The 25,891-nt window shown below is 66.0% G+C and carries 21 protein-coding genes, 1 tRNA gene and 1 pseudogene; 10 read left to right on the top strand and 13 right to left on the bottom strand.

Going from position 1 to position 25,891, the window contains the following annotated elements:
- Nucleotides 1-64: 64 nt before the first annotated feature.
- Nucleotides 65-325, bottom strand: a complete 261-nt coding sequence (locus HB724_RS13750; protein WP_213981512.1) for a GlsB/YeaQ/YmgE family stress response membrane protein — start codon at nt 323-325, stop codon at nt 65-67.
- 232 nt (nt 326-557) lie between these two features.
- Here HB724_RS13750 and HB724_RS13745 point away from each other — a divergent pair, with 232 nt between their 5' ends.
- From HB724_RS13745 to HB724_RS13735, 3 genes are all read left to right on the top strand, one after another.
- Nucleotides 558-1,739: an efflux RND transporter periplasmic adaptor subunit gene (locus HB724_RS13745; RefSeq protein ID WP_213981511.1), complete on the top strand. Its 1,182-nt coding sequence runs from the start codon at nt 558-560 to the stop codon at nt 1,737-1,739.
- Between the two features lie 10 nt (nt 1,740-1,749).
- Nucleotides 1,750-4,908, top strand: coding sequence for an efflux RND transporter permease subunit (locus HB724_RS13740; protein ID WP_213981510.1), 3,159 nt, complete (start codon nt 1,750-1,752; stop codon nt 4,906-4,908).
- Between the two features lie 130 nt (nt 4,909-5,038).
- Nucleotides 5,039-6,298: a DUF445 domain-containing protein gene (locus HB724_RS13735; protein ID WP_256731515.1), complete on the top strand. Its 1,260-nt coding sequence runs from the start codon at nt 5,039-5,041 to the stop codon at nt 6,296-6,298.
- A 16-nt stretch (nt 6,299-6,314) separates the two neighbouring features.
- Here HB724_RS13735 and HB724_RS13730 read toward each other — a convergent pair whose 3' ends face one another.
- On the bottom strand, nt 6,315-6,986 hold the full coding sequence (locus tag HB724_RS13730; RefSeq protein WP_213981509.1) for an HAD-IB family hydrolase: 672 nt from the start codon (nt 6,984-6,986) through the stop codon (nt 6,315-6,317).
- A gap of 61 nt (nt 6,987-7,047) precedes the next feature.
- Between HB724_RS13730 and HB724_RS13725 the strand changes: the two genes are divergently transcribed.
- Genes HB724_RS13725 through HB724_RS13710 form a run of 4 tightly spaced genes read left to right on the top strand, consistent with a single transcriptional unit; the run spans nt 7,048 to nt 10,592 of the window.
- A complete protein-coding gene (locus HB724_RS13725; protein WP_213981508.1) occupies nt 7,048-8,157 on the top strand; it encodes an ABC transporter permease in 1,110 nt (369 codons plus the stop codon).
- Nucleotides 8,157-9,020, top strand: coding sequence for an ABC transporter ATP-binding protein (locus HB724_RS13720; RefSeq protein ID WP_213981507.1), 864 nt, complete (start codon nt 8,157-8,159; stop codon nt 9,018-9,020). The genes HB724_RS13725 and HB724_RS13720 overlap by 1 nt, the downstream gene beginning before the upstream one ends.
- A gap of 7 nt (nt 9,021-9,027) precedes the next feature.
- Nucleotides 9,028-9,993: an MlaD family protein gene (locus HB724_RS13715; protein WP_213981506.1), complete on the top strand. Its 966-nt coding sequence runs from the start codon at nt 9,028-9,030 to the stop codon at nt 9,991-9,993.
- Between the two features lie 8 nt (nt 9,994-10,001).
- Nucleotides 10,002-10,592 (top strand): ABC-type transport auxiliary lipoprotein family protein, encoded by a 591-nt coding sequence (locus tag HB724_RS13710; protein ID WP_213981505.1) that lies wholly within the window; start codon nt 10,002-10,004, stop codon nt 10,590-10,592.
- Between the two features lie 3 nt (nt 10,593-10,595).
- Here the strand turns inward: HB724_RS13710 and HB724_RS13705 are convergent, their stop codons facing one another.
- Nucleotides 10,596-11,459 (bottom strand): peptidylprolyl isomerase, encoded by an 864-nt coding sequence (locus tag HB724_RS13705; RefSeq protein ID WP_213981504.1) that lies wholly within the window; start codon nt 11,457-11,459, stop codon nt 10,596-10,598.
- Nucleotides 11,460-11,536: 77 nt separating this feature from the next.
- Here HB724_RS13705 and HB724_RS13700 point away from each other — a divergent pair.
- Nucleotides 11,537-11,627, top strand: a tRNA-Ser gene (locus HB724_RS13700).
- An 81-nt stretch (nt 11,628-11,708) separates the two neighbouring features.
- Here the strand turns inward: HB724_RS13700 and HB724_RS13695 are convergent.
- From HB724_RS13695 to HB724_RS13685, 3 genes are all read right to left on the bottom strand, one after another.
- Nucleotides 11,709-12,743, bottom strand: a complete 1,035-nt coding sequence (locus tag HB724_RS13695) for a LacI family DNA-binding transcriptional regulator (protein ID WP_213981503.1) — start codon at nt 12,741-12,743, stop codon at nt 11,709-11,711.
- A gap of 177 nt (nt 12,744-12,920) precedes the next feature.
- Complete coding sequence (locus HB724_RS13690; protein WP_256731514.1) at nt 12,921-15,869, bottom strand: TonB-dependent receptor; 2,949 nt, start codon at nt 15,867-15,869, stop codon at nt 12,921-12,923.
- A gap of 383 nt (nt 15,870-16,252) precedes the next feature.
- Nucleotides 16,253-17,362, bottom strand: coding sequence for a hypothetical protein (locus tag HB724_RS13685; RefSeq protein ID WP_213981501.1), 1,110 nt, complete (start codon nt 17,360-17,362; stop codon nt 16,253-16,255).
- Nucleotides 17,363-18,295: 933 nt separating this feature from the next.
- Here HB724_RS13685 and HB724_RS13680 point away from each other — a divergent pair.
- A complete protein-coding gene (locus tag HB724_RS13680; RefSeq protein ID WP_213981500.1) occupies nt 18,296-19,336 on the top strand; it encodes an oxidoreductase in 1,041 nt (346 codons plus the stop codon).
- Between the two features lie 541 nt (nt 19,337-19,877).
- Here HB724_RS13680 and HB724_RS13675 read toward each other — a convergent pair.
- Nucleotides 19,878-20,033, bottom strand: a complete 156-nt coding sequence (locus HB724_RS13675; RefSeq protein WP_213981499.1) for a hypothetical protein — start codon at nt 20,031-20,033, stop codon at nt 19,878-19,880.
- A 93-nt stretch (nt 20,034-20,126) separates the two neighbouring features.
- Nucleotides 20,127-20,738, bottom strand: a pseudogene (locus HB724_RS13670) (UdgX family uracil-DNA binding protein); the annotation flags it as partial.
- A 115-nt stretch (nt 20,739-20,853) separates the two neighbouring features.
- On the opposite strand from HB724_RS13670, the gene HB724_RS13665 reads away from it, so the two are divergent.
- Nucleotides 20,854-22,056: a glycosyltransferase 87 family protein gene (locus HB724_RS13665; protein ID WP_213981497.1), complete on the top strand. Its 1,203-nt coding sequence runs from the start codon at nt 20,854-20,856 to the stop codon at nt 22,054-22,056.
- Nucleotides 22,057-22,065: 9 nt separating this feature from the next.
- Here HB724_RS13665 and HB724_RS13660 read toward each other — a convergent pair whose 3' ends face one another.
- The 5 genes from HB724_RS13660 to HB724_RS13640 all read right to left on the bottom strand — a co-directional run.
- Nucleotides 22,066-22,473, bottom strand: coding sequence for a hypothetical protein (locus HB724_RS13660; protein WP_213981496.1), 408 nt, complete (start codon nt 22,471-22,473; stop codon nt 22,066-22,068).
- 61 nt (nt 22,474-22,534) lie between these two features.
- Nucleotides 22,535-23,068: a demethoxyubiquinone hydroxylase family protein gene (locus tag HB724_RS13655; RefSeq protein ID WP_213981495.1), complete on the bottom strand. Its 534-nt coding sequence runs from the start codon at nt 23,066-23,068 to the stop codon at nt 22,535-22,537.
- Complete coding sequence (locus HB724_RS13650; protein WP_213981494.1) at nt 23,065-23,550, bottom strand: disulfide bond formation protein B; 486 nt, start codon at nt 23,548-23,550, stop codon at nt 23,065-23,067. Before HB724_RS13650 ends, HB724_RS13655 begins: the two co-directional genes overlap by 4 nt.
- 3 nt (nt 23,551-23,553) lie before the next feature.
- Entirely contained in the window at nt 23,554-24,885 is a 1,332-nt protein-coding gene (locus HB724_RS13645) for a S41 family peptidase (protein ID WP_213981493.1), read from the bottom strand.
- 83 nt (nt 24,886-24,968) lie between these two features.
- On the bottom strand, nt 24,969-25,891 hold a 923-nt coding region (locus HB724_RS13640; protein ID WP_213981492.1), incomplete at its 5' end, for a peptidoglycan DD-metalloendopeptidase family protein.

The following is a 25,891-nucleotide window of genomic DNA, read 5'->3' as shown; positions in this document are numbered from 1 at the left end:
TGTCCTGCCGGCGCCATGCCGGACGCCGGGCAAATGCGACATGAACGCCCCGGTCAGCGCAGCGTCAGGTTCGCCGCGCGATCACCAGGCGATAGAGCGCGAGCAGCACCACCGCGCCGACCGTCGCCGCGGCATAGGCCTGCCATGTGCTGTCGACGATATTGATGCCGATAAGCGGCGCGAGGAAGCGCGCCACCAGCGCCCCGGCGATGCCGAGCAGAATCGTGACGATGATCCCACCCGGATCCTTTCCCGGCATGATAAGCTTGCCGAGCGCGCCGGCCACGAGACCGATCAACAGCCATCCGAGCAGCCCGTTGGGCATCGTTCATCTCCTGTTACGGCTCCCTGGCGGAACCTGTGCGAGAACTTGCGCGATGCGCCCGCCATTGCAAACCGTTTCTTAGGGACAACAAGCACACATGCTTGCGAAACATATGCGAAACGGGCATCTGGCCGCCGCGGGGGAAACGGCTCTTGTAGTCGGTGCCTTATTCAGATAATACAGTGCGACCTTGGGGGCAGCGAATATCGCGGCCGGATCGGAATTGTCGCACATGAACTATGAGGCAAAGATGTTGGGACGGCAGGAGCGGCTGGAGTTCGCCGGGGACGAAACCGCGCGGGGCAGCCGTCGCTGGATATGGATCGCGCTCGCGGTGGTGATCGTGGTCGGCGTGGCGGCATTCTTCCTGATGGGCAAGAGCGACGGGGCGAAGACCGCAGCGGCGCAGGGTCAGTCCCAGACCCAGATCCCGACCGTCACCATCTCGGTGCCCGGCCGCCAGACGGTCCAGACGGTCGTCACCGGCACCGGCAGCCTTGCCGCGCGCCGCGAGATGCCGGTGGGCGTCGCGGGCGAGGGCGGCGTGGTGACGCGCGTGCTGGTGGATGCGGGAAGCTGGGCGGAGAAGGGCCAGGTGCTCGCCACCGTCGATCGCTCGGTGCAGGTGCAGACCGCCGAGTCGCTCGCCGCGCAGATTCGCGTCGCGGAGGCCGATGCCAAGCTCGCCCAGGCCAATCTCGATCGCGCCCAGGGTCTTGTCGCCGGCGGCTTCGTCTCGCGCGCCGATATCGACCAGAAGACCGCCACGCGAGACCAGGCCCTGGCCCGCGTCCGCGTCGCCAAGGCGACGCTCGCCGAGACCCAGGCGCGCAACCACCGGCTCGACATCCGCGCGCCCGAGGCCGGGCTGGTGCTCTCGCGCCAGGTCGAGCCCGGCCAGATCGTCTCGTCCGGCTCAGGCGTGCTGTTCCGCATGGCGATGAACGGCCAGATGGAGCTGCGCACCCAGCTCGCCGAGGGCGACATCCAGAAACTCCATGTCGGCGACGGCGCCGAAGTGACTCCGGTCGGCACCAGCCAGGTCTTCCGCGGCCAGATCTGGCAGGTCTCGCCGGTGATCGATCCGAACACGCGCCAGGGCATCGCCCGGATCGCGCTCTCCTACAATCCGGCGCTGCGCCCGGGCGGCTTCGCCAGCGCACGCATCCTGGCCGGGACGCTGGCCGGGGTCACGCTGCCGCAATCGGCGGTGCAGAGCGATCCGCAAGGCAACTACGTCTATATCCTCAACGAGAAGAATGAGGCGGTGCGCCGCAACGTGACCACCGGCGAGGTCTCGGAAGCGGGCGTGTCGATCACCAGCGGCCTGAGCGGCAACGAGCGGGTGGTGCAGACGGCGGGTGCCTTCCTCAATCCCGGCCAGAAGGTCATTCCGAATCCGTTGAAGAAATAAGGGCGCTGCCATGAGCTTCCGGAACATCTCGGCCTGGGCGATCCGCAATCCGGTTCCGCCGATCGTCTTCTTCCTGTTCCTGACGATCGCGGGATTGGTCAGCTTCGCGCGGATGGACATCAACAACGATCCGGACATCGATTTCCCGATCGTCTGGGTTTCGATCAGCCAGCCCGGCGCCGCGCCGAGCGAGCTGGAGACGCAGATCACCCAGAAGGTCGAGGCAGCGGTGCGCAGCCTCCAGGGCATCGACGAGATCAATTCGACGGTGACCGAGGGCAATACGCAGACGGTGGTGCAGCTCGCCATCGGTACGCCGATCGACCGCGCCGTGGAGGACGTGCGCAGCGCGATCCAACAGATCCGCGGCAATCTGCCCGACGGCATCCTCGAGCCGCAGGTCGGCCGCGTCGACACCGCGAGCGACAACGACATCGCCAGCTTCACCGCGGTCGCGACCGACATGACCGTGGAGGATCTGAGCTGGTATATCGACAACACGGTCTCGAAGGAGCTGCTGTCGATCTCCGGCATGTCGGCGGTCAGCCGCAACGGCGGCGTCGATCGCGAGATCAGCGTCGTGCTCGATCCCACCAAGCTCCAAAGCTTCGGCCTCACCGCGAGCCAGGTGAACAACCAGCTCCGCCAGGTGAACCTGAACGCCGCGGGCGGCCGCGCCGAAATCTCCGGCTATGAGCAGTCGGTCCGCGTCATCGGCAACGCCAAGAACGCCTATGCGCTCGGCCAGACCCAGATCTCGACCGGCGCGGGCCGCACCGTGCGGCTGGCCGACATCGCCGTCGTCAAGGACGGCTATGCCGAGCTGCGCAGCCTGGCGCGATACGACAACCATCCGGTGATCTCGTTCGACATCCAGCGCGCCAAGGGCGCATCGGACGTCACCATCTATCACGAGGCGGACAAGAAGCTCCGCCAGCTCGAAAAGACCAATCCCAAGGTCCAGTTCAAGCTGCTCGAGAACAACAGCAAGTACGCCGAGGAGCAATACGCCACCGCGATGGAGGCGATGATCGAGGGCGCGGTGCTCGCCGTCATCGTCGTGTTCATCTTCCTGCGCGACTGGCGCGCGACGGCGATCTCGGCGCTCGCCATCCCGCTCTCGGCGATCCCCAGCTTCTGGTTCATGGACATGCTGGGCTTCACGCTCAACCAGATGACGCTGCTGGCGCTGAGCCTGGTGGCGGGCGTGCTGGTGGACGATGCGATCGTGGAGATCGAGAACATCGTCCGCCACATGCGCATGGGCAAATCGGCCTATCAGGCGGCGATCGACGCCGCCGACGAGATCGGCGTCGCGGTGCTCGCCACCACCATGTCGATCGTCGCGGTGTTCCTGCCCGTCGGCCTGATGCCCGGCATCTCCGGCCAGTTCTTCAAGAATTTCGGCCTTACCGTCGTCGCCGCGGTGCTGATGTCGCTGGCGGTCGCCCGCATGCTGACGCCGATGATCGCCGCCTATTTCCTGAAGGCGAAGGGCCATGCCTCGCACGGCGAAGGCCCGATCATGGACGCCTATGTGAAGCTGCTGCGCTGGACGCTGACGCATCGCTGGGCGGCCGTGCTCGCCTATTCGGTATCGCTGGGCGCGACGATCTTCCTGTTCGCGACGATGCCGCAGACCTTCCAGCCCGCGCAGGACCAGGACAGCGTCGTCGCCAATATCGAGATGGTGCCCGGCACCACGCTGGAGCAGACCGAGCGGGTGGTGCACCAAGTCGCCGGCATCCTCCAGGGCGAGCCGGTCGTCGACCATACCTATGAGCGCGCGTTCGTCGGCAATGGCCGCGTGACCGCGCAGTTCAAGGAAAAGCGCGACGAGAAGAGCACCGCGTTCGAGAAGCGCCTGGCGCCGAAGCTGCTGGCGATTCCCGATGCGCGCGTCACCTTCCGCTCGCAGTTCGGCTGGGGCTCGTCGGGCCGCGACCTGACGATCACCCTGGGCGGCGAGGATCCCAAGCTGCTCACCGATACCGCGCTCCAGCTCGTCAAGCAGATGGAGGGGCTGAAATCGGCGGTCGCGCCGCGCATCTCCGGTGACCTCCAGCGGCCCGAGATCGTCATCACGCCGCGGCTCGATCTGGCTGCCGATCTGGGCGTCACCACGGCAGCGCTCTCCAACGCGATCCGCGTCGCGACCTTGGGCGATATCGAGCAGAACAGCGCGAAATTCTCCTTGAGCGACCGCCAGATCCCGATCCGCGTCGCGCTCCAGGAGGATGCCCGCGCCAAGCTGGCGACGATCCAGAACATGCGGGTGCAGACCGAGTCCGGCGAATCGGTGCCGCTGTCGGTGGTGGCGGACATCGGCTTCGGCGCGGGGCCGACCAAGATCGAGCGGCTCAACCTCCAGCGCCGCCTGGTGGTGGGCGCCGACCTGGCGATGGATCCGAGGACCGGCAAGCCCTATGTCTCGGGCGACGTGATGAAGGAGATCCACAATCTCCCGATCATGAAGAACCTGCCCGTGGGCGTGAACGAGATGACCGTCGGCCAAGCCAAGTGGCAGGGCGAGATGATCGCCAACTTCATGGTCGCGCTGGCATCGGGCGTGTTCCTGGTCTTCGCGGTGCTGGTGCTGCTCTATCGCCGCTTCATGTCGCCGCTGGTCAACATGGGCTCGCTGCTCAACGCGCCGCTGGGCGGTCTCATCGCGCTGCTGTTCCTCGGCATGCCGCTGTCGCTGCCGGTCTATATCGGCATCCTGATGCTGTTCGGCATCGTCGCCAAGAACTCGATCCTGCTCGTCGATTTCGCGCTGGAGGAGATGTACAAGGGCGTGCCCAAGGTCACCGCGATCATCGATGCCGGGCACAAGCGCGCCCAGCCGATCGTGATGACCACCATCGCCATGGTGGCGGGCATGGTGCCGACCGCGCTCTCGCTGAACGGCGACTCCTCATGGCGCGCGCCGATGGGCGTGGTCGTGATCGGCGGCCTGATGCTCTCGACGGTGCTGACGCTGGTGATCGTCCCGGCGCTGTTCAGCCTGGCGGTAGGCCTGGAGCAGTGGCTCGGGCCGCGGCTCGGCCGGCATCTGCTCACCTATCGCCCCGGCGACGACGGCAGCCATGTGATCGGCCCGGTGCACGGCGGCGGCGCGATCGACCACAAGCCCGGCGACGGCAACCTGCCGCAACCCGCGGAGTAACCCCCTCTCCGCTTGCGGACGGTGTTGGGGACAGGCATGGAGGGGCGGTGCTGAAAAGGCATCGGCCCCTCCTTTCCTTTTTCCGCCAGGCGGGCGCGGAGCCGTCGCCGCCCAGCAGCGTTGCATCCGCATGACCCGGCCCATTCCCCGCACCATCGAGACAATACCCTCCGGCCTGCGCCGCATGCGGCTCGTCGCCACCGGGTTGCTGGTGCTGATGGCAGCCGTGTTCCTGGTCGCACGGCAATTCCAGGATGCGCACCCCGCGATCCCGTTCGTCCGCGCCTTTGCCGAGGCGGCGATGGTCGGCGGGCTGGCCGACTGGTTCGCGGTGACCGCGCTGTTCCGCCACCCGCTGCACCTGCCGATCCCGCACACTGCGATCATTCCGCGCAACAAGGATCGCATCGCCGCCACGCTCGCCCAGTTCCTGCGCGACAATTTCCTGATTCCCAAGGTCGTCGCGCGGCGGATGCAGCGGCTCGATCTGGCGGGCGCGGCGGGGCGCTGGCTCGCCAATCCGCAGCACGGCAACGGCCGGATCGGCGCCGGCGCCTCGCGGCTGGCGGCCGACCTGCTCGAATCGCTCGATCAGGAACGGCTGGGCGCCATGGCCAAGGGCGCCATCGCGGCCCGGCTGCGCGCGATCGACGTTGCGCCGCTGTTCGGCCGGGCCCTGGCCGCCGCCATCGCCAATGACCGTCATCTGCCGCTGCTCGAAGGCATGATCCGCTGGGCCGCGCGGGTGCTGGAGGCGAACGAGCATCTGATTCGCGAGATGGTCCATGCCCGATCGGGTGCGGTGATGCGCTGGACGGGGCTCGACGAGACGGTCGCCAACAAGATCATCGACGGGCTGCACAAGCTGATCGCCGAGATGGCCGACGATCCCACCCATCCGCTGCGCGCCAAGGCCGAAGAAGGGCTGGAGCGGCTGGCGCACGATCTCCAGGAAAAGCCCGAGCTGCGCGAGAAGGTCGAGGCGTTCAAGGCCGAGATGCTGGAGAACCAGGCTTTCCAGCGCTGGATCGACGGGCTGTGGGAGCAGAGCCGCACCGCGCTGCTGCGCCTCGCCCGCGATCCCGAGCGGGCGCTGGGCGGCCGGATGGGCGAGGCGCTGCGCCAGTTCGGCGAGACGCTCCAGACCGACAAGAAGCTGGCCGACACGATCAACCGCTTCGCCCGCCGCACCGCCGTCGGCGCCGCATCCGATTATGGCGACGGTATCGTCCGGCTGGTCTCCGACACGATCCGCGGCTGGGACGCGCGCACCGTGACCGGCCGGCTGGAAAATGCCGTGGGCCGCGACCTGCAATATATCCGGATCAACGGCACCGTGGTCGGCGGGCTGGTCGGCGTGGCGATCCACGCCGTCGACACACTGCTTTGAACCTCCACGCGGCCGCTCAGCGCCAATCGAGCAACGGCCAGCCTCTCTCCACCGCCAGCGCCGCAAGCGGGCCATGCGCGTTGACCGCGAAGGGTTCGTCCGCCCATTCGAGCAGCGGCGCATCCGATACATGGTCCGAATAAGCGCGCACATGCAGGTCGCCGCGCACAAGCCCCTGGCCTGCCATCCAATTTTCGATCATGCGGAGCTTTGCGGGTCCGTAACAGTTCTCGCCTTCCAGTCCGGAGAGAATATGGCCTTGGGCATCACGCTTCGCATTGGTGGCGATGACCACATCGAATCCCAGCCGATGCGCGATCGCAGCCGCGTAATAGCGGTGCGAGGCCGTGGCCATCACCAGCCGGTAGCCGGCGGCGCGGTCCGCCTCGATCCGCGCGCGGGCACCGTGGAGCACGCCGGTCTCCAGCTCGATATCGGCAAAGGCTTCGGCGACGCGCCCCATTTCCTCCGGCGCCAGCGCCGCGCCGATCATCAGCCGCTGCGAAATCCGCTTCAGCCCGGCGCGGTCGGTAAGCTTGAGCAGATAGCCCAAAGCGACCACGCTCACTGCCGGCAGCAGCGCCAGGCGCCACGGGCTGCGCATCCGCGCCGCGTGGATCAGGAACCGCGTCCAGGTCGGCTGGGCGGTGATCGTCTTGTCCATGTCGTAGATCGCAAGGTGCTGCATTGATGCATCTAGACGCGCCGCTCCTTGCCGTTCCACCCCAAATCGCGGAAAGGTGGCCGCGATGAAGGCACGGACCGAATTCGAGCGCAGCGATACCGGCGGCGAGGCAGTGCTCCGCTTCACCGGCAGCCTGTCGCTCGCCTGCATCGGCGACCTGCCCCAGCGGCTGGAGCAGGTGGACGGCGCAATCGCCCGGATCGACCTGAGCGATGTCGATCGGATGGACACGGTCGGCGCCTGGGTGATCCACCGCTTCGCCCGCGAGCGCGGCGCCCGAATCGAGGGGCTGGACGCCGATGAGCAGCACCTGCTCGATCAGGTCGCCGGCGCCGAGCATCCGATCGAGCTCCCGCCGCGGCTCGCCGATCCCTTCACGCGGATGCTGAGCGAGGTGGGCAGCGCCGTCGTCGTCGCGGGGCAGACGCTCTACGGCCTGCTGGGCTTCATGGGCGCGACGGTGGTCGCCTTCTGGAACGTCGCCCGGCATCCGCGCCGCTTCCGCTTCAACGCCACCGTCCATCGTTTCGAAGTGGTCGGCGTGTCCGCGCTCGCCATCATCGGGCTGATGAGCTTCCTGATCGGCGTCGTCATCGCGCAGCAGGGCGCAGTGCAGCTCCGCCAGTTCGGCGCGGAGGTCTATACGATCAACCTGGTCGGCCGCATCACCCTGCGCGAGCTCGGCGTGCTGATGACCGCGATCATGGTCGCCGGCCGCTCCGGATCGGCCTTCGCCGCGCAGATCGGCACGATGAAGCTCACCGAGGAGATCGACGCGATGCGCACGATCGGCGTGTCGCCGATGGAGGCCCTGGTCGTGCCGCGCACGCTGGCGGTGGTGCTGATGATGCCTTTGCTCGGCTTCTATGCCTCGCTGGTCGCGATCTTCGGCGGCGGGCTGCTCTGCTGGGTGTCGCTCGGCATCCCCCCGGTCACCTTCATTCAGCGCATCCGCGAGGTCGTGCCGCTCGCGGACCTGTGGGTCGGCCTCATCAAGGCGCCGGTGTTCGGCGCGATCATCGCGATCGCCGGCTGCTTCCAGGGCATGCAGGTGGAGGGCGATGCCGAGCAGGTCGGCCACCGCACCACCACCGCCGTGGTCCAGGCGATCTTCCTGGTGATCGTGCTCGACGCCTTCTTCGCCGTGTTCTTCAGCAACATCGGATGGATATGATGGCGCCGCGCGACACGGGCGAGACCGTCATCTGCGTCCGGGGCCTCAAGAACGCCTTTGGCGACCAGATCGTCCATGAGGACCTCGACCTCGACGTGCGCCGCGGCGAGATATTGGGCGTGGTCGGCGGATCGGGCACCGGCAAATCGGTGCTGATGCGATCGATCATCGGGCTCCAGATGCCGCTCGCCGGCAGCATCGAGGTGTTCGGCGAGCCGAATATCGGCCGCGAGGAGACCGAGGCGATCGAGATCCGCAAGCGCTGGGGCGTGCTGTTCCAGGGCGGCGCGCTCTTCTCCACGCTGACCGTGTCGGAGAACGTCCAGGTCCCGCTCAAGGAATTCTATCCCGCGCTCGACCAGGCGCTGCTGGAGGAGATCGCCGCCTACAAGGTGGTGATGACCGGCCTGCCGCCCGATGCTGCGCCCAAATTCCCCGCCGAGCTATCGGGCGGCATGCGCAAGCGCGCCGGGCTGGCGCGCGCGCTGGCGCTCGATCCCGAGCTGCTGTTCCTCGACGAACCGACCGCCGGCCTCGATCCGATCGGCGCCGCCGCGTTCGACGAGTTGACCGCTGCCATGCAGAAGACGCTGGGGCTCACCGTGTTCCTGATCACCCATGATCTCGACACGCTCTACGCGATCTGCGACCGCGTCGCCGTGCTCGCCGACAGGAAGGTGATCGCGGTCGGCACCATCGACGAGCTGCTCGCGTTGGATCACCCGTGGATCCAGGAATATTTCAGAGGGCCGCGCGGCCGTGCCGCGACCGCCAGCGCCGAACGGCAGGAAGCCCAGGCATCTTCCAGTCAGGCGGAACCGCCTGGCGACTCGGAAAATGCGGAAAGCGCAAATAGGACATGAGGGGCTGATGGAAACGCGATCGAATCATGTGCTGGTCGGTGCCGTCGTGCTGATCCTGCTCGCCGTGCTGGCGCTGTTCATCGTCTGGCTGGCCCGGCTGGGCGGCGGCAACGAGCGCGAATACGACATCTTCTTCAAGCAATCGGTCGACGGGCTCAATCCCGGCTCCTCGGTCAGCTTCTCGGGCGTGCCCTCGGGCCAGGTGAAGGACATCCAGTTCTGGAAGCCCGATCCCAGCCTGGTGCGGGTGCGCGTCAGCGTGAAGCCCGACGTGCCGATCCTGGAGGGCACCACCGCATCGATCCAGGGCAGCTTCACCGGCCCCAGCACCGTCCAGCTCGACGGCGCGGTGAAGGGCGCGCCGCCGATCGCCTGCCCGGTCGAGCATCCGCGCGCCGCCTGCCCGCTGGGCGTGCCGGTGATCCCCACCAAGCAGGGCGGCCTGGGCGCGCTGCTCAGCTCGGCGCCGCGGCTGCTCGAGCGCATCTCGACGCTCACGGAGCGCCTGTCCGACCTGCTCAACGACAAGAACCAGACCTCGATCGCCGGCATCCTGGCGAACACCAACCGCCTGACCAAGTCGCTGGCGGATCGCGGGCCGGAAATCGCCGCGACGCTGGCCGAGACCCGCGACGCAATCGAGAAGGCGGGCACCGCCGCGCAGCAGATCGGCGACCTCGCCCAGACCACGAATGGCGTGCTTTCCGACAACGTCAAGCCGACCATCGCCAATCTCAACCAGACGATCTCGGCGGCGAAGAAGAGCATGGAGACGCTCGACGCGACGATCGGCGACGCGCGGCCGGGCCTCCAGGCCTTTTCGAGCAAGACCGTCCCCGAAGTCGGCCAGCTCGTCCAGGATCTGCGCGAGATGGCGCTGTCGCTCACCTCGGTCGCGCAGAAGCTCGATACGGGCGGCGCCTCCAGCCTGATCGGCGCGCCCAAGCTGCCCGACTATAAAGCCAAGAAGTGAGGCCCCGGATGAACAATCGCATATCGATCCTGGCCGTGCTGCTGGCCGCGCCCCTCGCCGGCTGCATCTCGCTCAGCGCCAAGCCGCCGGCCTCGCTGCTGACGCTCACCTCCGCGGCCGCGCTGCCGGTGGGCGAGACGCAGAAATCGAGCGCCTCGGGCACGATCACCATCGGCGTGCCCGCCATATCGCAGGAGCTGTCGAGCAATCGCGTGCCGGTGCGATCGGGCGGGACCGCGATCGCCTATGTGAAGGATGCCCAATGGGTCGAGCCGCCTTCGCGGCTCTTCGCGCGCCTGCTCACCGACACGATCACAGCGCAGACCGGCCGGGTGGTGCTGAGCTATCGCCAGTCGCGGATGGACCCCGGCGCCCAGCTCAGCGGCGAGCTCCGCGCCTTCGGGATCGACGCAGAGACGCACGAAGCAGTGGTCACCTATGACGCGGCGCTGCTGCGCGGCACCGATCCGGTCTTCGAGAAGCGCCGGTTCGAGGCGCGCGTGGCGGTGCCCAGGATCGATTCGGAGAATGTCGGCCCGGCGCTCAATCAGGCCGCCAACCACGTCGCCGCCGAAGTGGCGGAGTGGGTCGGGAAATAAGGCTCAGGGCCGGCGGCGCACCGCCACGGGCAGGTCGCATACTTCGGCACCCGTCGCCACGGTAGGCGCCGCAGGCTGCTCGCGCTGCTGGATCAGCGCGGCATAGCGGGCATTGTCGGTCGCGCGATACTGGAAGCGCGGCCGCTCGTCCTCGGGGAGCTGGCTGGCGAGCCGCACCGAGGCGATGCCGGTCCGCTCCGCCGCTTCCTTGTAGACGCCCATCGCCGCGCTGCTGCGCGGGAGCGCGGAGAAATAGGCCATCCCCTCGATCACGCGGCCGACCACCGTGTAGTTGCGGTCGAGCCGCCGCGCCGACTGGCCGATCGGCGTGAACAGCTCGGCGCCGGTGCCGGTATCGGGCAACTGGTCGCGCGCGACGCCGACCGAGCCGTAGCAATGGGTGAGCCAGCCGGTCTTGCCGTCGCTCGCGATCGGCCAGCCATCGGCGGTGACGCCCGATGCCGCCGAATAGCCGTCCGGCTTCGACAGGCGCTGCGCGGGTGCGAAACTGCCGATCTCGAACTCGGCGGCCGGGCGCGCCAGAATCTCGGGCGGCAGCGGCTTCTTCTCGGTCGCGTCGCCCCATTGCGCGACCCAATTCTCCTGGACGCGATAGATGCTCTCGCCGTCCCACCAGCGCGCTTCGGTGAGCTTGCGGATATTGGCGACATGCGCCGGCGAGAAGCGCGCGGCGAGGCGGATGAAGGCCTGGCGCCCATCCTGCAACGTAATCACCATGATCTCGTTGTCGGGAATATCGTGCCAGTCGCTTTCGATCGGATCGGCAGGCGAAGGCGCGCTTTGGGTCTGCGCGGTTAGGGGAACCGAGGCGGCGAGCGCGAGCAGCGCGAACAGGGGCTTGAGCATGGCACGAAAGGTGCCACGGCCCAGGCGGCTTGCCTAGCCCCAACGCAGGCGCTAGGGCACGCCCCTTCCTGGTATGCGGAGCGGTGGCCGAGTGGTCGAAGGCGCTCGCCTGGAAAGTGAGTATACGTCAAAAGCGTATCGAGGGTTCGAATCCCTCCCGCTCCGCCACCCAAATGCAAACTACTTCTTGGAAAGATCCCCCGAGACGCCAGGGCGATGCCAGCGCATTTTCCGCAGCGCTCCGATACCCTATCGCGGCGCTGGTCCGCAGGATTCTCCAACAAGCAGTTGCAAGGTCGCGCGGCTCGGAATGCTGCGATCCTTGCCTTCGATAAGGTCGATCAAGCGACAGGTCGCCCATTCTGCGACATCCCCCAACGGCCGCGATACGGTCGTCAAGGCGGGGGTTGCAACTTGTGCAAGCAAGCTGCCGTCGAAACCGACGATCGACAGTTCATCCGGAACGGAAATGCCGCGACCGGCTGCAACCTTGAGCAGGGCCACGGCCATCAGATCGTTGGCGGCGAAGATAGCACTAGGCCGGGGATCCGCGGAAAGAAGTCGTTCCGCCGCCACAATTCCCCCCCTGAAGCTGTAATCGCCCTCGACCTCGTTCAGCAGTTCCACGCCGCTCTCTTGCAGCCCCGAGAGGAATCCAGCCCTGCGCTCGCATGCGGACAGGATCTCGAGCGGACCGTTGACGAGACCGATGCGCCGATGCCCCAATCCCAGGAGATAGCGCGCGACATTCGCAGCAGCGGCCCGCTCCTCCGTGACGATAACCGCAGGGAAGCCGTCGATGGACACCGAGGATTGGGCCACCGCAGGGATGCCTTCGGCGGCCAGCGCCGCTCCCAGCCCTTCGGCCCCGGAAACGGGCGCCATGACGACCAATCCGTCCACACGCGATCGGTGGACGAAATCCAGCACATCGGCCACGGACTCCGCCCCGCCCCCGGGTGTGGGATGGACGACCATCTCATATCCTCGACGAGTAGCCTCCGCCACGATCCCGCGCTGAAGGAGGTCAAGGACCAGCCCGTTGATATCGTCATGGATGAAGCCGACCAGATAGGATCGTCCGGTAGCCAACCCGCGTGCCCTCGGACTCGGAACGAACCCCAGTTTCTTGATCGCGGCGTCGACGCGCTCTCGCGTGTTGTTGTTCACCTTGGGCGAGCGATTGAGCACCCGCGATACGGTACGAATGGAGACCGCGGCCTCCTTCGCGACATCGCTGATCGTTGTTTGCGTCCCCATGCGGAACGGCGCGCCATCACCCATGAAACGATGTGCTATCCACCCACGCCGCGCGTCAAGCCCAGCGGGGACGTTGGCTGGGCCACAGCCGGCCTCGCGCGGGCCAAGCAAAGAAGACCGGGGAATAGCGATCGAAGCACAGTCATGTCCCTTCTGGAAGAAGGGCTGCCCGCGCAAAGCGGGCAGCCCGGAAGTGTTCGATCAGAAGCGAACGTTCACGCCTGCGGTTAGCGTGCGTCCAACGCGGCTCAACAGCTGCTGATCCTTTCGATTGCCGTCGATGTAGAGCGAGATGCGCTCATCGGTCAGGTTCTGGCCCTCGACGATCAGCTTGATATTGTCGGTCACATTGAACGATGCGGATGCATCGACGAATGTCTGCGCGTTGGTACCAAAGGAATCGCTGCCGGGAGAGGCAGGGATCTGGCGCATATACGGATCACGATAGTTGATCGTGCCGCGAATGCTGAAAAGCTTGTCCTCGTAATAGACCGTACCCGACGCAGTATTCTTCGACAGATTGACCAGGCTCGCCGTCGTGGTGACGGTGGGAACGCCGTTCGCGCTGGCAAGGATGTACGTAATCTTGGAAACGACGTGGGTATAATTGCCCAGCACGCCGAAATTCGCGAGCGCTCCCGGCAGGAAGGTGAAAGGAAGCTGGGCGTTGAGCTCTATGCCCTTGAGCTTGCCTCCCTTCGTATTGAGCGGCTGGGTGACATTGAACAGCTCGGTCGGCGCGGTCTGGCTGCCAGCCAGCAATGCATCCGGAAGGCCGAGCTGGTTGAACGGAACAAGGCTTGTTATGTTCTGGATGAAGGTTTTGATATCCTTATAGAAAAATCCTGCCGAAAGGAGGCTCCCGGGCCGGAAATACCATTCCACGGCCGCATCGAGCGTGTTGGCGCGGATCGGATCGAGCAGGGGATTGTTGACGTTGCCGTTACGAATGACGGCGTTGACGGTCGAGGTAGGAACGAGCTGGCTGAGATCCGGCCGCGCAAGCGTCTTCGCCGCGGCGAAGCGAAGAACGAGATCCTTCACAGGTTCGATGACGATATTGGCCGATGGCAGCCAGTCGTCATAGTCGCGATGCGCTGAATTGTACTGCCCGACGACGCCGGTTGGCGACGTGACGCCGGCCGGGGCCGCTACACTGATATAGCCGGAGGAAAATTGCTCGGTATGCACGTAGCGTACGCCGATGTCGCCGCGCAGGCCGAAGCCGACCCCATCGGTAAAGTCGAACGCCGCCTGGCCATATCCGCCGAGAATGTCCTCGCGCACGCGCGACGGGCCTATGCCGCATTCGATCCCGCAGGTCGCGAGCTTGTCGAGACCAAAGGCCTGGACGAACTTCTCAGGATCGATGCTGGCCCAGCTTGCGGGCGCGCCATTGCCGTAAAGGCGGTCCAACCCGGTCACCTGTTCGGTGATCGAGGCCAGCGAGGTGCCGGCAGGCAACGCCTTGGTCGACAGGTCGGCCGATGCGTAACCCGTATTGACCGTCTTGTAATCATTCTCGCGGAACTGGCCGCCGAATTTGAAGCTGAACTGGTCGGAAAATTTATAGTTGAAGTCGAATTGGCCGAGAGTGCCGATCTGCGTGGTATAGCTCGGCTTGCTCCCCAACGAGAAGCCGCCGAAAACGGTGCCGTCCGAAAGCCCTGGCGCATACCGGAAATTGTTCGGGTCCGAGATATCGAAGCCGAAATCGACGCGCGGCGCATCGCCGCGCATGTCGATCGAGAAATTGTCCGTGTCGATCGCATCCATCTGGTACTGCATGCGCTGCTTGTCGACATATTTGGATTCATTCCGCCCGAAGACGATGGTCACGCCCAGCCTGTCGTCGAACTGATGCGACAAATTGAGGCTGCCCTGCTTCAACGTCGAGTAATAGGAGTCGCGAAGCCCTTCGGAGCGAACGTCCACCCCGTCCCACAGGCCATATTGCAGGCCGCCGAGGCTCGTCAGCTCGATCTGGCGGATCGACGACATCGGCTGGCCATTGTTCGAGGCCGATCGCGCGAACGAAATGCCCTCGATGAACTTGTCGTCACGAGTCACATCGAAGCGAGAGTAGAGCAGGTCCAGCGAGATGTCGGTGTTTTCATCCGGCTGGAACTGGAGCGTGAAGCTGCCGCCCACCCGTTCCTGGTGGGAGTCGCTGCTGAAATAGCGGGGCGTGCGCGGCAGGAACGCGCCGCTGCCAGGCGTATTGGGAGCGTCCGCACGCCGCGCCGCCAGGATCGCCTCATACGCATCGACGTTGCTCGTGCGCGGGTTCCCGGTGCTGCAATCGGTCGCGCTCGTCCCGCGCACGGGATCGATCGCGGGATAGATCGGCGCATATCCCAGCGGTGCGCAGAACAGGCCATTGGTATCGGTGGAAATGATGTCGCCCGACTGATAGCCGACCTCGCGCAGGTGACGCTTCGAATAGGCGACCGATCCCAGCACGCCGAAACGGCCGTCGCCGAATTTCTTCGAAACGAGCAGCGAGCCGCGCGGCGTGACGTCCTCTGAAACCTGATTGTAAACCCCGCGAGCCGTGGCGGTGAAGACGAAGTCCTGCTTCTGATCGAGCGGCTTCGGCGCCATCAGATCGACGGTCGCGCCGAGCGAGCCTTCCTCAATTTCCGCGGAACCCGTCTTGCGCACCGTCAATTGCGAGAAAAGCTCGGTGGGAAACGCATTGAAGTCGAAGCTGCGCCCCGTCAGGCCGGATCCGAACACGTCGGACGAGCTGCCGCGCGATGCGCCCTCCATCCCGTTGAGACGCACGCGGCTGAATTGCGGGCCAAGGCCGCGGACCGAAATCTGACGCCCCTCGCCGCCGTCGCTGCGCTGCAAGGCCACGCCCGGAACGCGCTGCATCGATTCGGCAAGGTTGGAATCCGGGAACTTGCCGATGTCTTCGGCGACGATGCTATCGATGGCAGCATTTTCGCTACGCTTCTGGTTCAAGGCACTGTTCAGCGACGCACGAAAGCCGGTCACGACGATTTCAGTGCCCTCGGCCTGATCGGGCACGGCCCCCGCGGAATCCTGCGCGCCCTGCTGAGCCTCCTGCGCATGCGCGACATTGCCCGCTGCCGCGAGGAGCGCGACGGTCGAAACCCCGATAGCCCAAGAAATCTTTCTCATGTTCATTCATCCTCCCAATTCTCGATCAGCAGTTGCCCGATCCGTACGAGATACGGACGGGGGCACCGGAGAGTGCAAGCGCTGGCAAAATTTGAAGCATGACGAATGCCTCTCCCATTTTCGCGCGAACGGCCGATTCAGGCTCTCTTGGCGCGTCTCAGCTTATGACACGGTGTCTTATATTTTGCCACAAGGTAAATATGATAATTCAGACGCGTGTGATCCGAATGCCACACCGCGCCTTCGACGCGGACCAGCCCTTCAAGAATTCCTTCTGAAACAAATCCACACGCGCCTCCCGGCGAGAAGAACCGAGCGCAAAAGCGCTCGCCTCCGCCGCAGCCACGCCGGATAAGCGTGGCTGCGACTTGATCGCTTCTCGCCTATTCCTCGGTCAGCTTCACCCGCACGCGCCCGATCGCCCAGAACGGCTTGTCCCGCATCTTGCCAGTGTAGAGGAGCGTGTACGTCCCGTCCCCTTCGGACACCAGGCCAAGCGGCGTGCGCAGATCCGACGACCAATTGCTTGTTTCAGTCGTCTGCACGACCAGGGAACGGCCCTGGTGCCAGTGGATGCCATCCTCGGAAATACTGTACCCGACCGAATTGGTCGATTTCACTGGAACATCGGGCTGCGTCGGCGCGAAATGGTTGGCGTCGTAAACTGCCATGTAATGGCCGTTCGGCAGCCGCTCGACGATCGGATTCTCGATGAAAAGGCCCTCGATCGGGGAAGGCTGCTCGCTCGGTACGCGCGTCCACTTTGTCGAGGTAAGGCTTGGCGCGGTCGCCACGCCCACCTGCCAGGGCGCGGCCGGTATGTGGTTATGGCTGCCATGCAGCGCGACCCACTTGTCACCGACGGGATATGCGAAAAAGGAGTCCAATCCCTGCTGTCCTTCCCAAAGCGCCGCATCCTTGCCTCCCGGCGCCATTACTGGCCCGGCATCGTCGAAAGGCCCGTCGATGCCCTGCTTGCCCGGCACGCGAGACACGGCACGGCGCGCCACGCCCTCATAGTCCAAGTTCAACGACTCTCCGTGCTGGGTGCTGCCGCCGCGATAGGCGATGTAGAACAGGTTCCAGCGATCGGCCTTCGCATCGAAGACCATTCCCTGCATCCACACCTCGGAAAAGGGATTCTCCGCCGACCGGCCGGGCTTGCTTTCCATCAACGTGCCCTTGCGGGTCCAATGCACCGCATCAGGGCTGGTCCAGTGCGCAATGCGCAAGTCGAGATGCGGGCGCCCGAACATCTCGGAGATGAAAAGGTGATAGACGCCGTCCACCTTCAGCGTCATGCCGTTTTCGAAGCCTGACTTGTTGCCGGCCAATTGGGGATCGTCCGGCCCGATCACCGGCACCTGCGCCTCTTCGATCAGGGTGAGCCGCTCACGGAAATTGGAATCTCGCCGGTCGAGTCCAAAATTCTGCGCGGTGGCCGAAGTTGTCGCCAGCAAACTCACGCTAATGGCAATCGCGTATCGCAGCATCGGTTTTCCTTTCATATGCCCGTGTCGGTCCGAGATAAGCTCGATGTCATCCCGGCATTTTCTTGCGCTGATGCCACCCTGGGATGGCGCCGCATTCCAGCATCGCCAGCCATAGATCAGGCGAGAACCCGGCACCGCGAGCGGGCCGTGCCTTTTGGCGCCGGAGCGCGTCCCTGCAATTTGATCGCGCCCCGACCGAGACCTTGCGGCCGCCACATCTGCTGTGGGGACGAGTCCTTGCGGATCCAATCCTCGTGGAAGCCGAGCTCTGGTCGGTCAGGTTCCGCGCGGAGCTGGATCGCCATGGTGTTCCGGTACGACGCGGTGGCACGCAGGAAGAAGCCGGAGATATTGCCTGGACGTCGCCGCCCGCACAGCGCAGGCGGCCCGGCCCGAAGTCGCGTCCACACAAGAAAGTGCTATCGCTGGCACAAATTATGCCAATAACCGATATGCCTTGATCCACCTCGGCCAGCCACGCCGCTTGCAATTCTGGGCCAGCGCTGGCAACAATCTGCGCAAAGGACAGGTTGGGGAAGGTGAGGCTGACCGTCAGCCGCGTTGCCGAGATCGGCTCCCGCGCGAAAATACTACGCGAAACCACATCAAATCCTCCCCATCCGTTATTTTTTCGAATTCTGGGATGAGTGAGATACACTCCTCTGATTTATCCGACAAGCAAAACTTACCAAAGTGAAGGTTTCTTTCAAATATGGCCCCTGTGGGCAAATAATATATCTCCGCCCTCTCTAATTTGGATGGGCGGGGGACTGCCATCGACCATGCGGGACCGCCACCGCCGAAGTTGGCTCGGTATGGCGGCGACATTGTGCGGGGATCACGTGGCGGCAGATGTCACGCCCCAAAATGTGAGCTCACGCGCAACGTTGCAAACGAGATTGCCAATTCAAAGGCTGCTTAGGAGAAGATTGGATGATCAAAGCGGGAGTGATCGGTTACGGGCTTGGCGGGATGGCCTTCCACGCACCGCTGATCGACGCGGCGCCGGGACTGGAACTGGCCGCGATCGCCACTTCTCGAGTCGATTCGGTGCGAGAGCGCTACCCGGATGTGACCGTGACCAGCACAGAGGCGCTGATCGCCGATCCTTCCATCGCGCTGGTGGCGATCTCGACCCCGAACGACACGCACTTCCCGCTCGCCAAGGCTGCGCTTGAGGCGGGGAAACATGTCGTCATCGACAAGCCTTTCGCTACCAGCGTCGCCGACGCAGTAGCGCTCGATGCGTTGGCCCGGGAAAAGAAGCTTGTGCTGGCCGCCTTCCACAATCGGCGTTGGGACGGTGATTTCCTGACCATCCGTGAGGTGCTGGCCAGCGCGGTTCTCGGCGACGTCATGCTGGCCGAGCTGCGCTGGGATCGGTTCCGGCCGGAGATCGCGGATATTTGGAAAGAACGCGAGGAGTCGGGCGCGGGCATCCTGAACGACCTGGGGCCGCATCTGATCGATCAAGCGATCCAGCTTTTCGGCGTGCCGGAGTCCATCGCCACCGACGTACTTATTCAGCGGCCTGGCGCGCAGACAGATGATTATTTCGAGCTGACCTTTCACTATGGCGTGCGGCGCGTCGTCGTTTCGGCATCGCGGATGGTCACGAGGGCTCGCCCGCGTTTCGCGATCCATGGTTCGAAGGGCAGCTTCGTAAAGCATGGCCTTGATCCGCAGGAAATGCAGATGAAGGAAGGAATGCGCCCCGGAACAGCCGGCTTCGGCGAAGAACCGGTGGCGCAACGTGGATCGATCTACCTCGCCAACGGCACCGTTGAGATAGTGCCGACCCGGCCCGGCGACTATCGCAACTTCTATGCGGGCATGGCGGCGGCAATTACCGAAGGGACGCCACCACCGGTCACCCCGGCGGACGCGATCCTGGGGCTGAAGATCATCGAACTTGCCCGGAAGAACACCGGGCAAGGCTGCGTCAGAATAAATGCCCCTCTAGTTGGGGAGTAGGTAGCACCCAAGCATGTCCCGTCCGCGCAGCCAGCTTCGCCCGAAGTGATCCGGCTGGTGGTGGCGATACACGTGCGCTTCCCGCTGTCGCTGTCGGAATGGCCTCGCCCCACACGCCGTACTGAGGATCAGAACACTGTCGCCGTTCTCGGCCTCGCCCCCCCGCCCCGGCGGTGATGGTGACGTTCCCACCGATGACCGACTGGATCCCGTTCGCGCCCTGATAGCGGCCGACGGCGCTCGGGTGCCCGACGCCATCGTATCAGGCGCGCTTATCCAGTGCGACGAACAAACGGTGCCTGCAGGAGAAGCTCAGCAACGGCATGTGCGCCGGGAATATGACCTGCCTGCATGGTCCCCCTTCCCCTCAGAAGAGAGGAAAACATATGGGCAGACATCTTCAAGATTATCAGTGATATGCTCGCGGAACTTCATTCCATGCCGAATTCGGACCCCTTCGACTGGAATGGCCGCACTGAATCGTTGGAGGCCAAGTTCAGCCTCGCGAGCATCCAAGGATATTCGCGAGGCCGAGTGCCGTTCAATCGTGCCGGTCGCGGTCCCCATGCCGGTCATGCTTCCCGTGGCCATGGTGATGGTCGCTCGCCGAGCCCGGGCGGCCATGGCGATCGCCGTAGCAGGCCGACAGCGCTACCGAGGCGGCCAGCAGGACGCCGATGATCTTCGCGGTTCGCATTTTTTATTCTCCTGGTTTCGTATCGACTGAACGGACGAGAAGTCGGCACGATCCAGCTTAATCTTCACTGACTCGCGTTATCGGCGGCGACATTCAGGGGAGACTTGCCCTGGCCGCCTTCAGATCGTCCACGAAGCGGCCGAACTCCGCATCCGCCTCACCATGATCCCGGATGCGCAGCAGATAGCTGGGATGGATGGTGATCCAGGCAATGCCGCCGTCGGGCAGCGCGATCGGCCGGCCGCGCTCGCGCCCGATCGTCACCGCCTTACCCATCAGCGCACGCGCCGCGGTAGCACCCAGCGCGACGGTGACTTCGGGCTTCACCAACAGGCTCTCCTGCTCGATCCACCAGCGGCATGCCGTGATCTCCCCCGCATCAGGCTTCGAATGGATGCGGCGCTTGCCGCGCGGCACGAACTTGAAATGCTTGACCGCGTTGGTGACGTAGACGCCGTCGCGCGCCACGCCCGCCTCGGCCAGCGCGCGATCGAGCAGCTTCCCCGCCGGGCCGACGAACGGATGGCCCGCCCGGTCCTCCTGGTCGCCCGGCTGCTCGCCGACCAGCATCATCCGCGCATCCACCGGCCCCTCGCCGAACACGGTCTGCGTGGCGTGCCTGTAGAGGTCGCAGCGGGTGCAGGCGCGCGCCGCTTCGCGAAGGGCAGCCCAGGCCGCCTCGCTGTTGCCGCCGATCGCCTCTCGCACGGTTCGAGCCATCATCGTCTCCGCGCCACCAACGCGCCTCCGGGCATGTCTTTCCCATGATGGACGCCCGGCATCCTGCCCCCTAAACCCCGCGCGAGAAAGGGGTGGGACGATGCGGCGCGCGATCGATCGGCAAGGGGTCTGGCTGGCGCTGGCGCTCGCCATGACCTGCACGCTCGGCTGGCTGTTCAAGGCGCATTGCACGCCCGGCGGCTGGATCGGCGGCGAGCAATATACCACCGGCTGCTACAGCGACGCGATGCCCTTCTGGGCCATGCGCGGCGTCGACAAGGGGCAGATCCCCTATCTCCAGGCGCGGATGGAATATCCCGTGCTCACCGGCGCGCAGATCTGGGCCGAAGGAGCGATCACGCGCACCCTGTTCGGCGCGAACGCCCGCGATTTCGAATTCCTGGGCGTGGTGAGCGCCGTCAATGCGCTGTTCGCCGGGCTGATCCTGTGGCTGTTCCGGCGGGGCGGCATGGACCGGCGGCGGCTCTGGGCCTGGGCGGCGGCGCCACCCCTGATCCTCTATCTCGGCCATAACTGGGATCTGGGCGCGGGCGCGCTGGCGGTGGCGGCGATGCTGCTCGCGCGCAGCGGCAGGCTGGTGCCCGCAGCCGCTACGGCCGCGCTGGGCGCCGCGGCCAAGCTGTTCCCGGTGCTGATGCTGCCGCTGATCGGATTGGGCGCGCTGTTCGGCGAAGGCAATTGGCGACAGCGCTTCGTCCGCGCCGCGGCATGCACCGGCGCAGCGATCGGCGCCTGGGGGGCGGTCAACCTGCCGGTCGCGCTGCTCGCGCCGGAGAACTGGTCCGAATTCTATCGCTTCTCGCAGGAGCGCCCGGGCACGGCGGCATCGATCTGGGAAATCGCATCGAACCGGGGCTGGTGGATCACCGGAATCGCCGATCGCAACCTCCATGCCGCGATCCTCTTCGTTGCCGGCGCCGCGGCGATCGTCGCGCTGGGCTGGCGGCGGCACCGCGCGCATCCCTGGGTGTTGTTCACCCCGGTGCTCGCCTGGTTCATGCTGAGCAACAAGGTATATTCGCCGCAATTCGACCTGTGGCTCTATCCGGTGCTGCTGATGACGGCCCCGCGGCTATGGCCGGTGGCGCTGTTCGCGATCGGCGACGTCGCCGCCTATTTCGCCGAATTCTGGTGGTTCGCCGGCATGGAGGGGGCAAGCCCGAGCGCGAGCTATACCGACATCATGATCGCGGCGGGCCTTCGCGCCGCCGCGATGCTGGTGCTCATCGCCGATGCGGTGCGGCGCGATCCGCCCGAATGGATCCTGCGCCGCGAGCCCTGACGCCGCGCCTCAGGGCAGCGGCAGCTCGGCCTCTTCCTTCTTGCGCGCCTTGACGTCAGCCTTGGCCTTGGTCGCCTGGCGGACGAAGCAGCCGGTGCCGCCGCCGGCCCCCACCGCCGAGCAGCTTCCGGTGCCGGTCGAGCCCGCCTCCAGCGCGTCCTGCGAGCGCACCGCCCAGCTCTCGGTCTTCTGCGGCGCGCCCGGCTGGTCGCGCAGCGTCTTGGGAATACGGAAACGCTCGGCCTCGTCGAGGCGCTGGCAGACGACGATCTCCTCGCCATTATCGTTGGTCGGGCATTTGTCGTTGCCATAGATGACCAGCACGCCGTTCTGCGTGGCATTCTGCGCATGCGCCATGGCGGGCATCAGCATCGGCAGCGCGACGGCGCCGGCCATGAACGCGATCCTCTTCAGCATCGGTCTTCTCCTCGAAATCCGTACCGGGGCAATTTGCGCGCCCGAGCTTGAACGCCGCCTGTCATATCCGTTTCGACAGCGCAATCGCGGCGCGGCAGCCCGCCCGGATCATACCAGACAATAACGGATAGCCCGGCATCGTCTCCGCACCCGCGGCGATCGCCGTGTCGCGATGCTCCAACTCCTCGTCGCGGAACTCGGCCACGGCCCTGCGCAGCTCGGGATCGTCCTCGCCCAGCAGGTCGAGCTGGCTCAGATAATGGCGGTCGATCTCGGTCTCCACCGCCGCGGTGCACGCCATCGCCGCGCGCGGCCCCATCGCCGCCGTCACGGCGCCCAGCGCGAAGCCGGCGACGTCCCAGAAGGGCTGGAGCGCGGTCGGCCGCACGCCGCGCCTCGCGATCATCGCGTCGAAGAAGGCGCGGTGCCGCTCCTCCTGGCTGGCCATGCCCGCGATCGTCCGCGCGGAGGGCGTGCGATCGCCCATCACCGCGAGCTGCCCGGCATAGATGCGCGTCGCGCCATATTCGCCGGCCTGGTCCACCCGGACCATCGCGTCGCGCGTCTCGCGGGCGTCGCCGGGCTTCCAGCTCATCGCCGGCCCCTCCGCACCGCCAGCGCGAAGATCGCCACTGCCCCAGCGAGCGAGAAGATGGCGTTGAAGCCCGCCAGGCTGATGCCGAACAACTGCCATTGCGGCACGTCGCAGCGCACCAGCGGCTTGCGCAGCGCCTCGTTCAATATCGCCATCGGATCGCCGGCGGTCAGGTTGGTGGTGCAGGCGGTGATGCCCTGCCACCATTTATACTCCACGCCGGCATGGAAGACGCCGATCGCACCGCTGAGCGCGATCAGCACGCCCGCGACCAGCACGAACAGCATCGTCACCGGGCGCGGCCGCACCACGAAGGAGAGCAAGGCGACCACGATCGCCGCGACATGCGGCCAGCGCTGCCACACGCACATCTCGCACGGCACGAGATGGCCGATGAACTGCGATCCCAGCGCCCCCGCCATCAGCGCGAGCGGCAGGAACAGCGCGATCAGGCGCGCGGTGCGGAGGCCATCGGTACGCATCGCCTACTTGCCCTTGGTCGCGACTTGCGGCTTCGGCCCCAACCGCGCGATCGTATCCAGCGCATAATGGAGCTGGAAATCGTCGATGCCCTGCTTCTTGAGCTGCTCCGCCGTCGCGGCGAAGCGCGGATCGGCGCGCGCATCCTCTTCGAGCACGCTGTCGTCCACCTTTTCCTGGTTTATCAGGTGGCGGCGCAGATCGGCCTCGCGCACCACCGGCCGGTCCTTGTAATCGGGATCGGAGATCTGCGGCACGAGGATGTCGGGCTTGATGCCGCCCTCCTGCACCGAATGGCCCGACGGGGTGTAATAGCGCGCCGTGGTGAGGCGCAGCGCGGCGCGGTCGCCCATCGGCAGGATCGACTGGACCGAGCCCTTGCCGAAGCTGCGCACGCCCATCACCAGCGCGCGGTGATGATCCTGGAGCGCGCCCGCGACGATCTCCGACGCCGAGGCCGTGCCCGAATCGACCAGCACCACCACCGGCAGCCCGCGCGCGAGATCGCCCGGGAACATCGATTCGGCATAATAGCGCTCGATGTCGTTCTTCTCGCGCCCGCGCTGCGAGACGATCTCGCCATGGCTCAGGAACACGTCGGACACGCCGATCGCCTCGCTCAGCAGGCCGCCGCCATTCTCGCGCAGGTCGACGATATAGCCGAGCGGCTTGTGGCCCAGCTTCTTGTCGATCGCCTGGATCGCCAATGCGGTGTCGCCGCCGGTCTGGGCGGTGAAGGTGTTGATGTTGATGATGCCGACGCCGTTCTTGATGTCCCACTTTACCGGCTTCTGGACGATCACTTCGCGGACCAGCGTGAACTGGAGCGGCTTCTCGGCGCCGGGGCGGACCACGGTGAGCGTGATCTTGGTGCCCGGCGCCCCGCGCATCTGCTCGATCGCCTCGTCCAGGCTGCCGCCGACGATGAACTTGCCGTCGAGATGGGTGATGAAGTCGCCCGACTTGATGCCGGCGCGCGCGGCCGGGCTGTCCTCGGTCGGCGCGATCACCTTCACCGCGCCGTCGACCTGGGTGACGGTGAGCCCCAGCCCGCCGTAATTGCCGTCGGTCTGGATCTTCAGATTGTCGAATTCGAGCCCGTCGGCATAGCTGCTGTGCGGATCGAGCGCGGCGAGCATCCCCTCGATCGCGCCCTTCACCAGAACCTTGTCGTCGACCTTGTCGACATAGTTCGCCTTCACCTGGTTATACACCTCCATGAAGGTGTCCAGCTCGCGATAGCTGTTGGTGTCGACGCCCGCCATGGCGCCCGAGGCGATCGGCACGAGCGCGAGCGCGCTGACGGCGGCAGTGACCTGAAGGAACGAACGCAGCATCAAGGGGCTTTCCGGAAAAACGCTTACTCAATTTAGTGCAGGATAGCGGCTTTTCCACGGCGGGCAAACGGGAAGCCCGTCGCTCAATCGAGCAGCCGGGTCAGGTCCATCGGCGCGCCGCGGCGGCGCAGCTCGACGGTGACGCGCGGGGCATCGCCGCCGGAGGCGCGGCCGATCGCGCCGCCCTGCGCCACGCGGTCGCCCACGCGCACCGCGAGCGTCCCCCTGCCGGCCACCAGGCTGGTCCAGCCCTGGCCGTGATCGATGATGACCACGCCGCCATAATCGCGGAAGCCGGCGGCATAGACGATCGTGCCGCCCGCCGGGGCCACCGCCTGCGCATCGGCCGCACAGGCGAGCGTCACGCCGCGGGCGCGCACGCCGGCATTCGAAAGCTCGCCCAGCCCGATGACGACATGGCCGGCGACGGGCAGGCGATAGGCGGCAACGCGGCGGGGCAGCGCCGGGCCGGTCTCGCCCGCTTGCGTCGGACGCGGCAGCGGGCCGGGCAGCGCCGCGAGATCGGCCTGGACCTCGCTCGCCACGCCCGCCGTCTCCATCTGGTCGACGATGTCGCGCGCGCGTTCGCCGAGTGCCATCGCGCGATCGGATTCGACCATCGCGCTGCGCCCCAGCTCGCTCGAACGCAGGCGGTGCCGTGCTTCGAGCTGCACCAGTCCATCGCGCTCATCCTCCAGCCGCGAACGGCTTTCGCGCAGGCTGGCGACGGCGGCCTCGGTCGCGATGCGCAGCCGCCGTACCCGGCCAAGCTCGGCACGGACGGCGGCGGTGCGCGCGGCCACCACCGGCATCGCCGTGCCCAGCACGGTGCGGACATGCACCATGCCCTCGGTCGAGTCCGGCGTGACCAGCCCGAGTACGGGCGGCCGCGCCGCACCCACTTGAGGCGCCCGGCGAAGCGCCCCGCACGGCCCCGGCGTCCTGGCCCCCCTTTTCGTCGTGCCCCCGCCCGCGCCCGCGCCCTGGCGCTTGGCGGGCCCTGCCC

This window comes from Sphingomonas sp. dw_22, from assembly GCF_018449795.1.
Taxonomy (GTDB): Bacteria; Pseudomonadota; Alphaproteobacteria; order Sphingomonadales; family Sphingomonadaceae; genus Sphingomonas.
Note: the sequence above shows the minus strand (reverse complement) of the source record. Positions and strands in the feature narration are given on the sequence as shown.

Coding starts and splice junctions, on each gene's coding strand:
- HB724_RS13750 (WP_213981512.1), bottom strand. CDS start 325: ATGCCCAACGGGCTGCTCGGATGGCTGTTGATCGGTCTCGTGGCCGGC.
- HB724_RS13745 (WP_213981511.1), top strand. CDS start 558: ATGAACTATGAGGCAAAGATGTTGGGACGGCAGGAGCGGCTGGAGTTC.
- HB724_RS13740 (WP_213981510.1), top strand. CDS start 1,750: ATGAGCTTCCGGAACATCTCGGCCTGGGCGATCCGCAATCCGGTTCCG.
- HB724_RS13735 (WP_256731515.1), top strand. CDS start 5,039: ATGACCCGGCCCATTCCCCGCACCATCGAGACAATACCCTCCGGCCTG.
- HB724_RS13730 (WP_213981509.1), bottom strand. CDS start 6,986: ATGCAGCACCTTGCGATCTACGACATGGACAAGACGATCACCGCCCAG.
- HB724_RS13725 (WP_213981508.1), top strand. CDS start 7,048: ATGAAGGCACGGACCGAATTCGAGCGCAGCGATACCGGCGGCGAGGCA.
- HB724_RS13720 (WP_213981507.1), top strand. CDS start 8,157: ATGGCGCCGCGCGACACGGGCGAGACCGTCATCTGCGTCCGGGGCCTC.
- HB724_RS13715 (WP_213981506.1), top strand. CDS start 9,028: ATGGAAACGCGATCGAATCATGTGCTGGTCGGTGCCGTCGTGCTGATC.
- HB724_RS13710 (WP_213981505.1), top strand. CDS start 10,002: ATGAACAATCGCATATCGATCCTGGCCGTGCTGCTGGCCGCGCCCCTC.
- HB724_RS13705 (WP_213981504.1), bottom strand. CDS start 11,459: ATGCTCAAGCCCCTGTTCGCGCTGCTCGCGCTCGCCGCCTCGGTTCCC.
- HB724_RS13695 (WP_213981503.1), bottom strand. CDS start 12,743: ATGGGTGATGGCGCGCCGTTCCGCATGGGGACGCAAACAACGATCAGC.
- HB724_RS13690 (WP_256731514.1), bottom strand. CDS start 15,869: ATGAGAAAGATTTCTTGGGCTATCGGGGTTTCGACCGTCGCGCTCCTC.
- HB724_RS13685 (WP_213981501.1), bottom strand. CDS start 17,362: ATGCTGCGATACGCGATTGCCATTAGCGTGAGTTTGCTGGCGACAACT.
- HB724_RS13680 (WP_213981500.1), top strand. CDS start 18,296: ATGATCAAAGCGGGAGTGATCGGTTACGGGCTTGGCGGGATGGCCTTC.
- HB724_RS13675 (WP_213981499.1), bottom strand. CDS start 20,033: ATGCGAACCGCGAAGATCATCGGCGTCCTGCTGGCCGCCTCGGTAGCG.
- HB724_RS13665 (WP_213981497.1), top strand. CDS start 20,854: ATGCGGCGCGCGATCGATCGGCAAGGGGTCTGGCTGGCGCTGGCGCTC.
- HB724_RS13660 (WP_213981496.1), bottom strand. CDS start 22,473: ATGCTGAAGAGGATCGCGTTCATGGCCGGCGCCGTCGCGCTGCCGATG.
- HB724_RS13655 (WP_213981495.1), bottom strand. CDS start 23,068: ATGAGCTGGAAGCCCGGCGACGCCCGCGAGACGCGCGACGCGATGGTC.
- HB724_RS13650 (WP_213981494.1), bottom strand. CDS start 23,550: ATGCGTACCGATGGCCTCCGCACCGCGCGCCTGATCGCGCTGTTCCTG.
- HB724_RS13645 (WP_213981493.1), bottom strand. CDS start 24,885: ATGCTGCGTTCGTTCCTTCAGGTCACTGCCGCCGTCAGCGCGCTCGCG.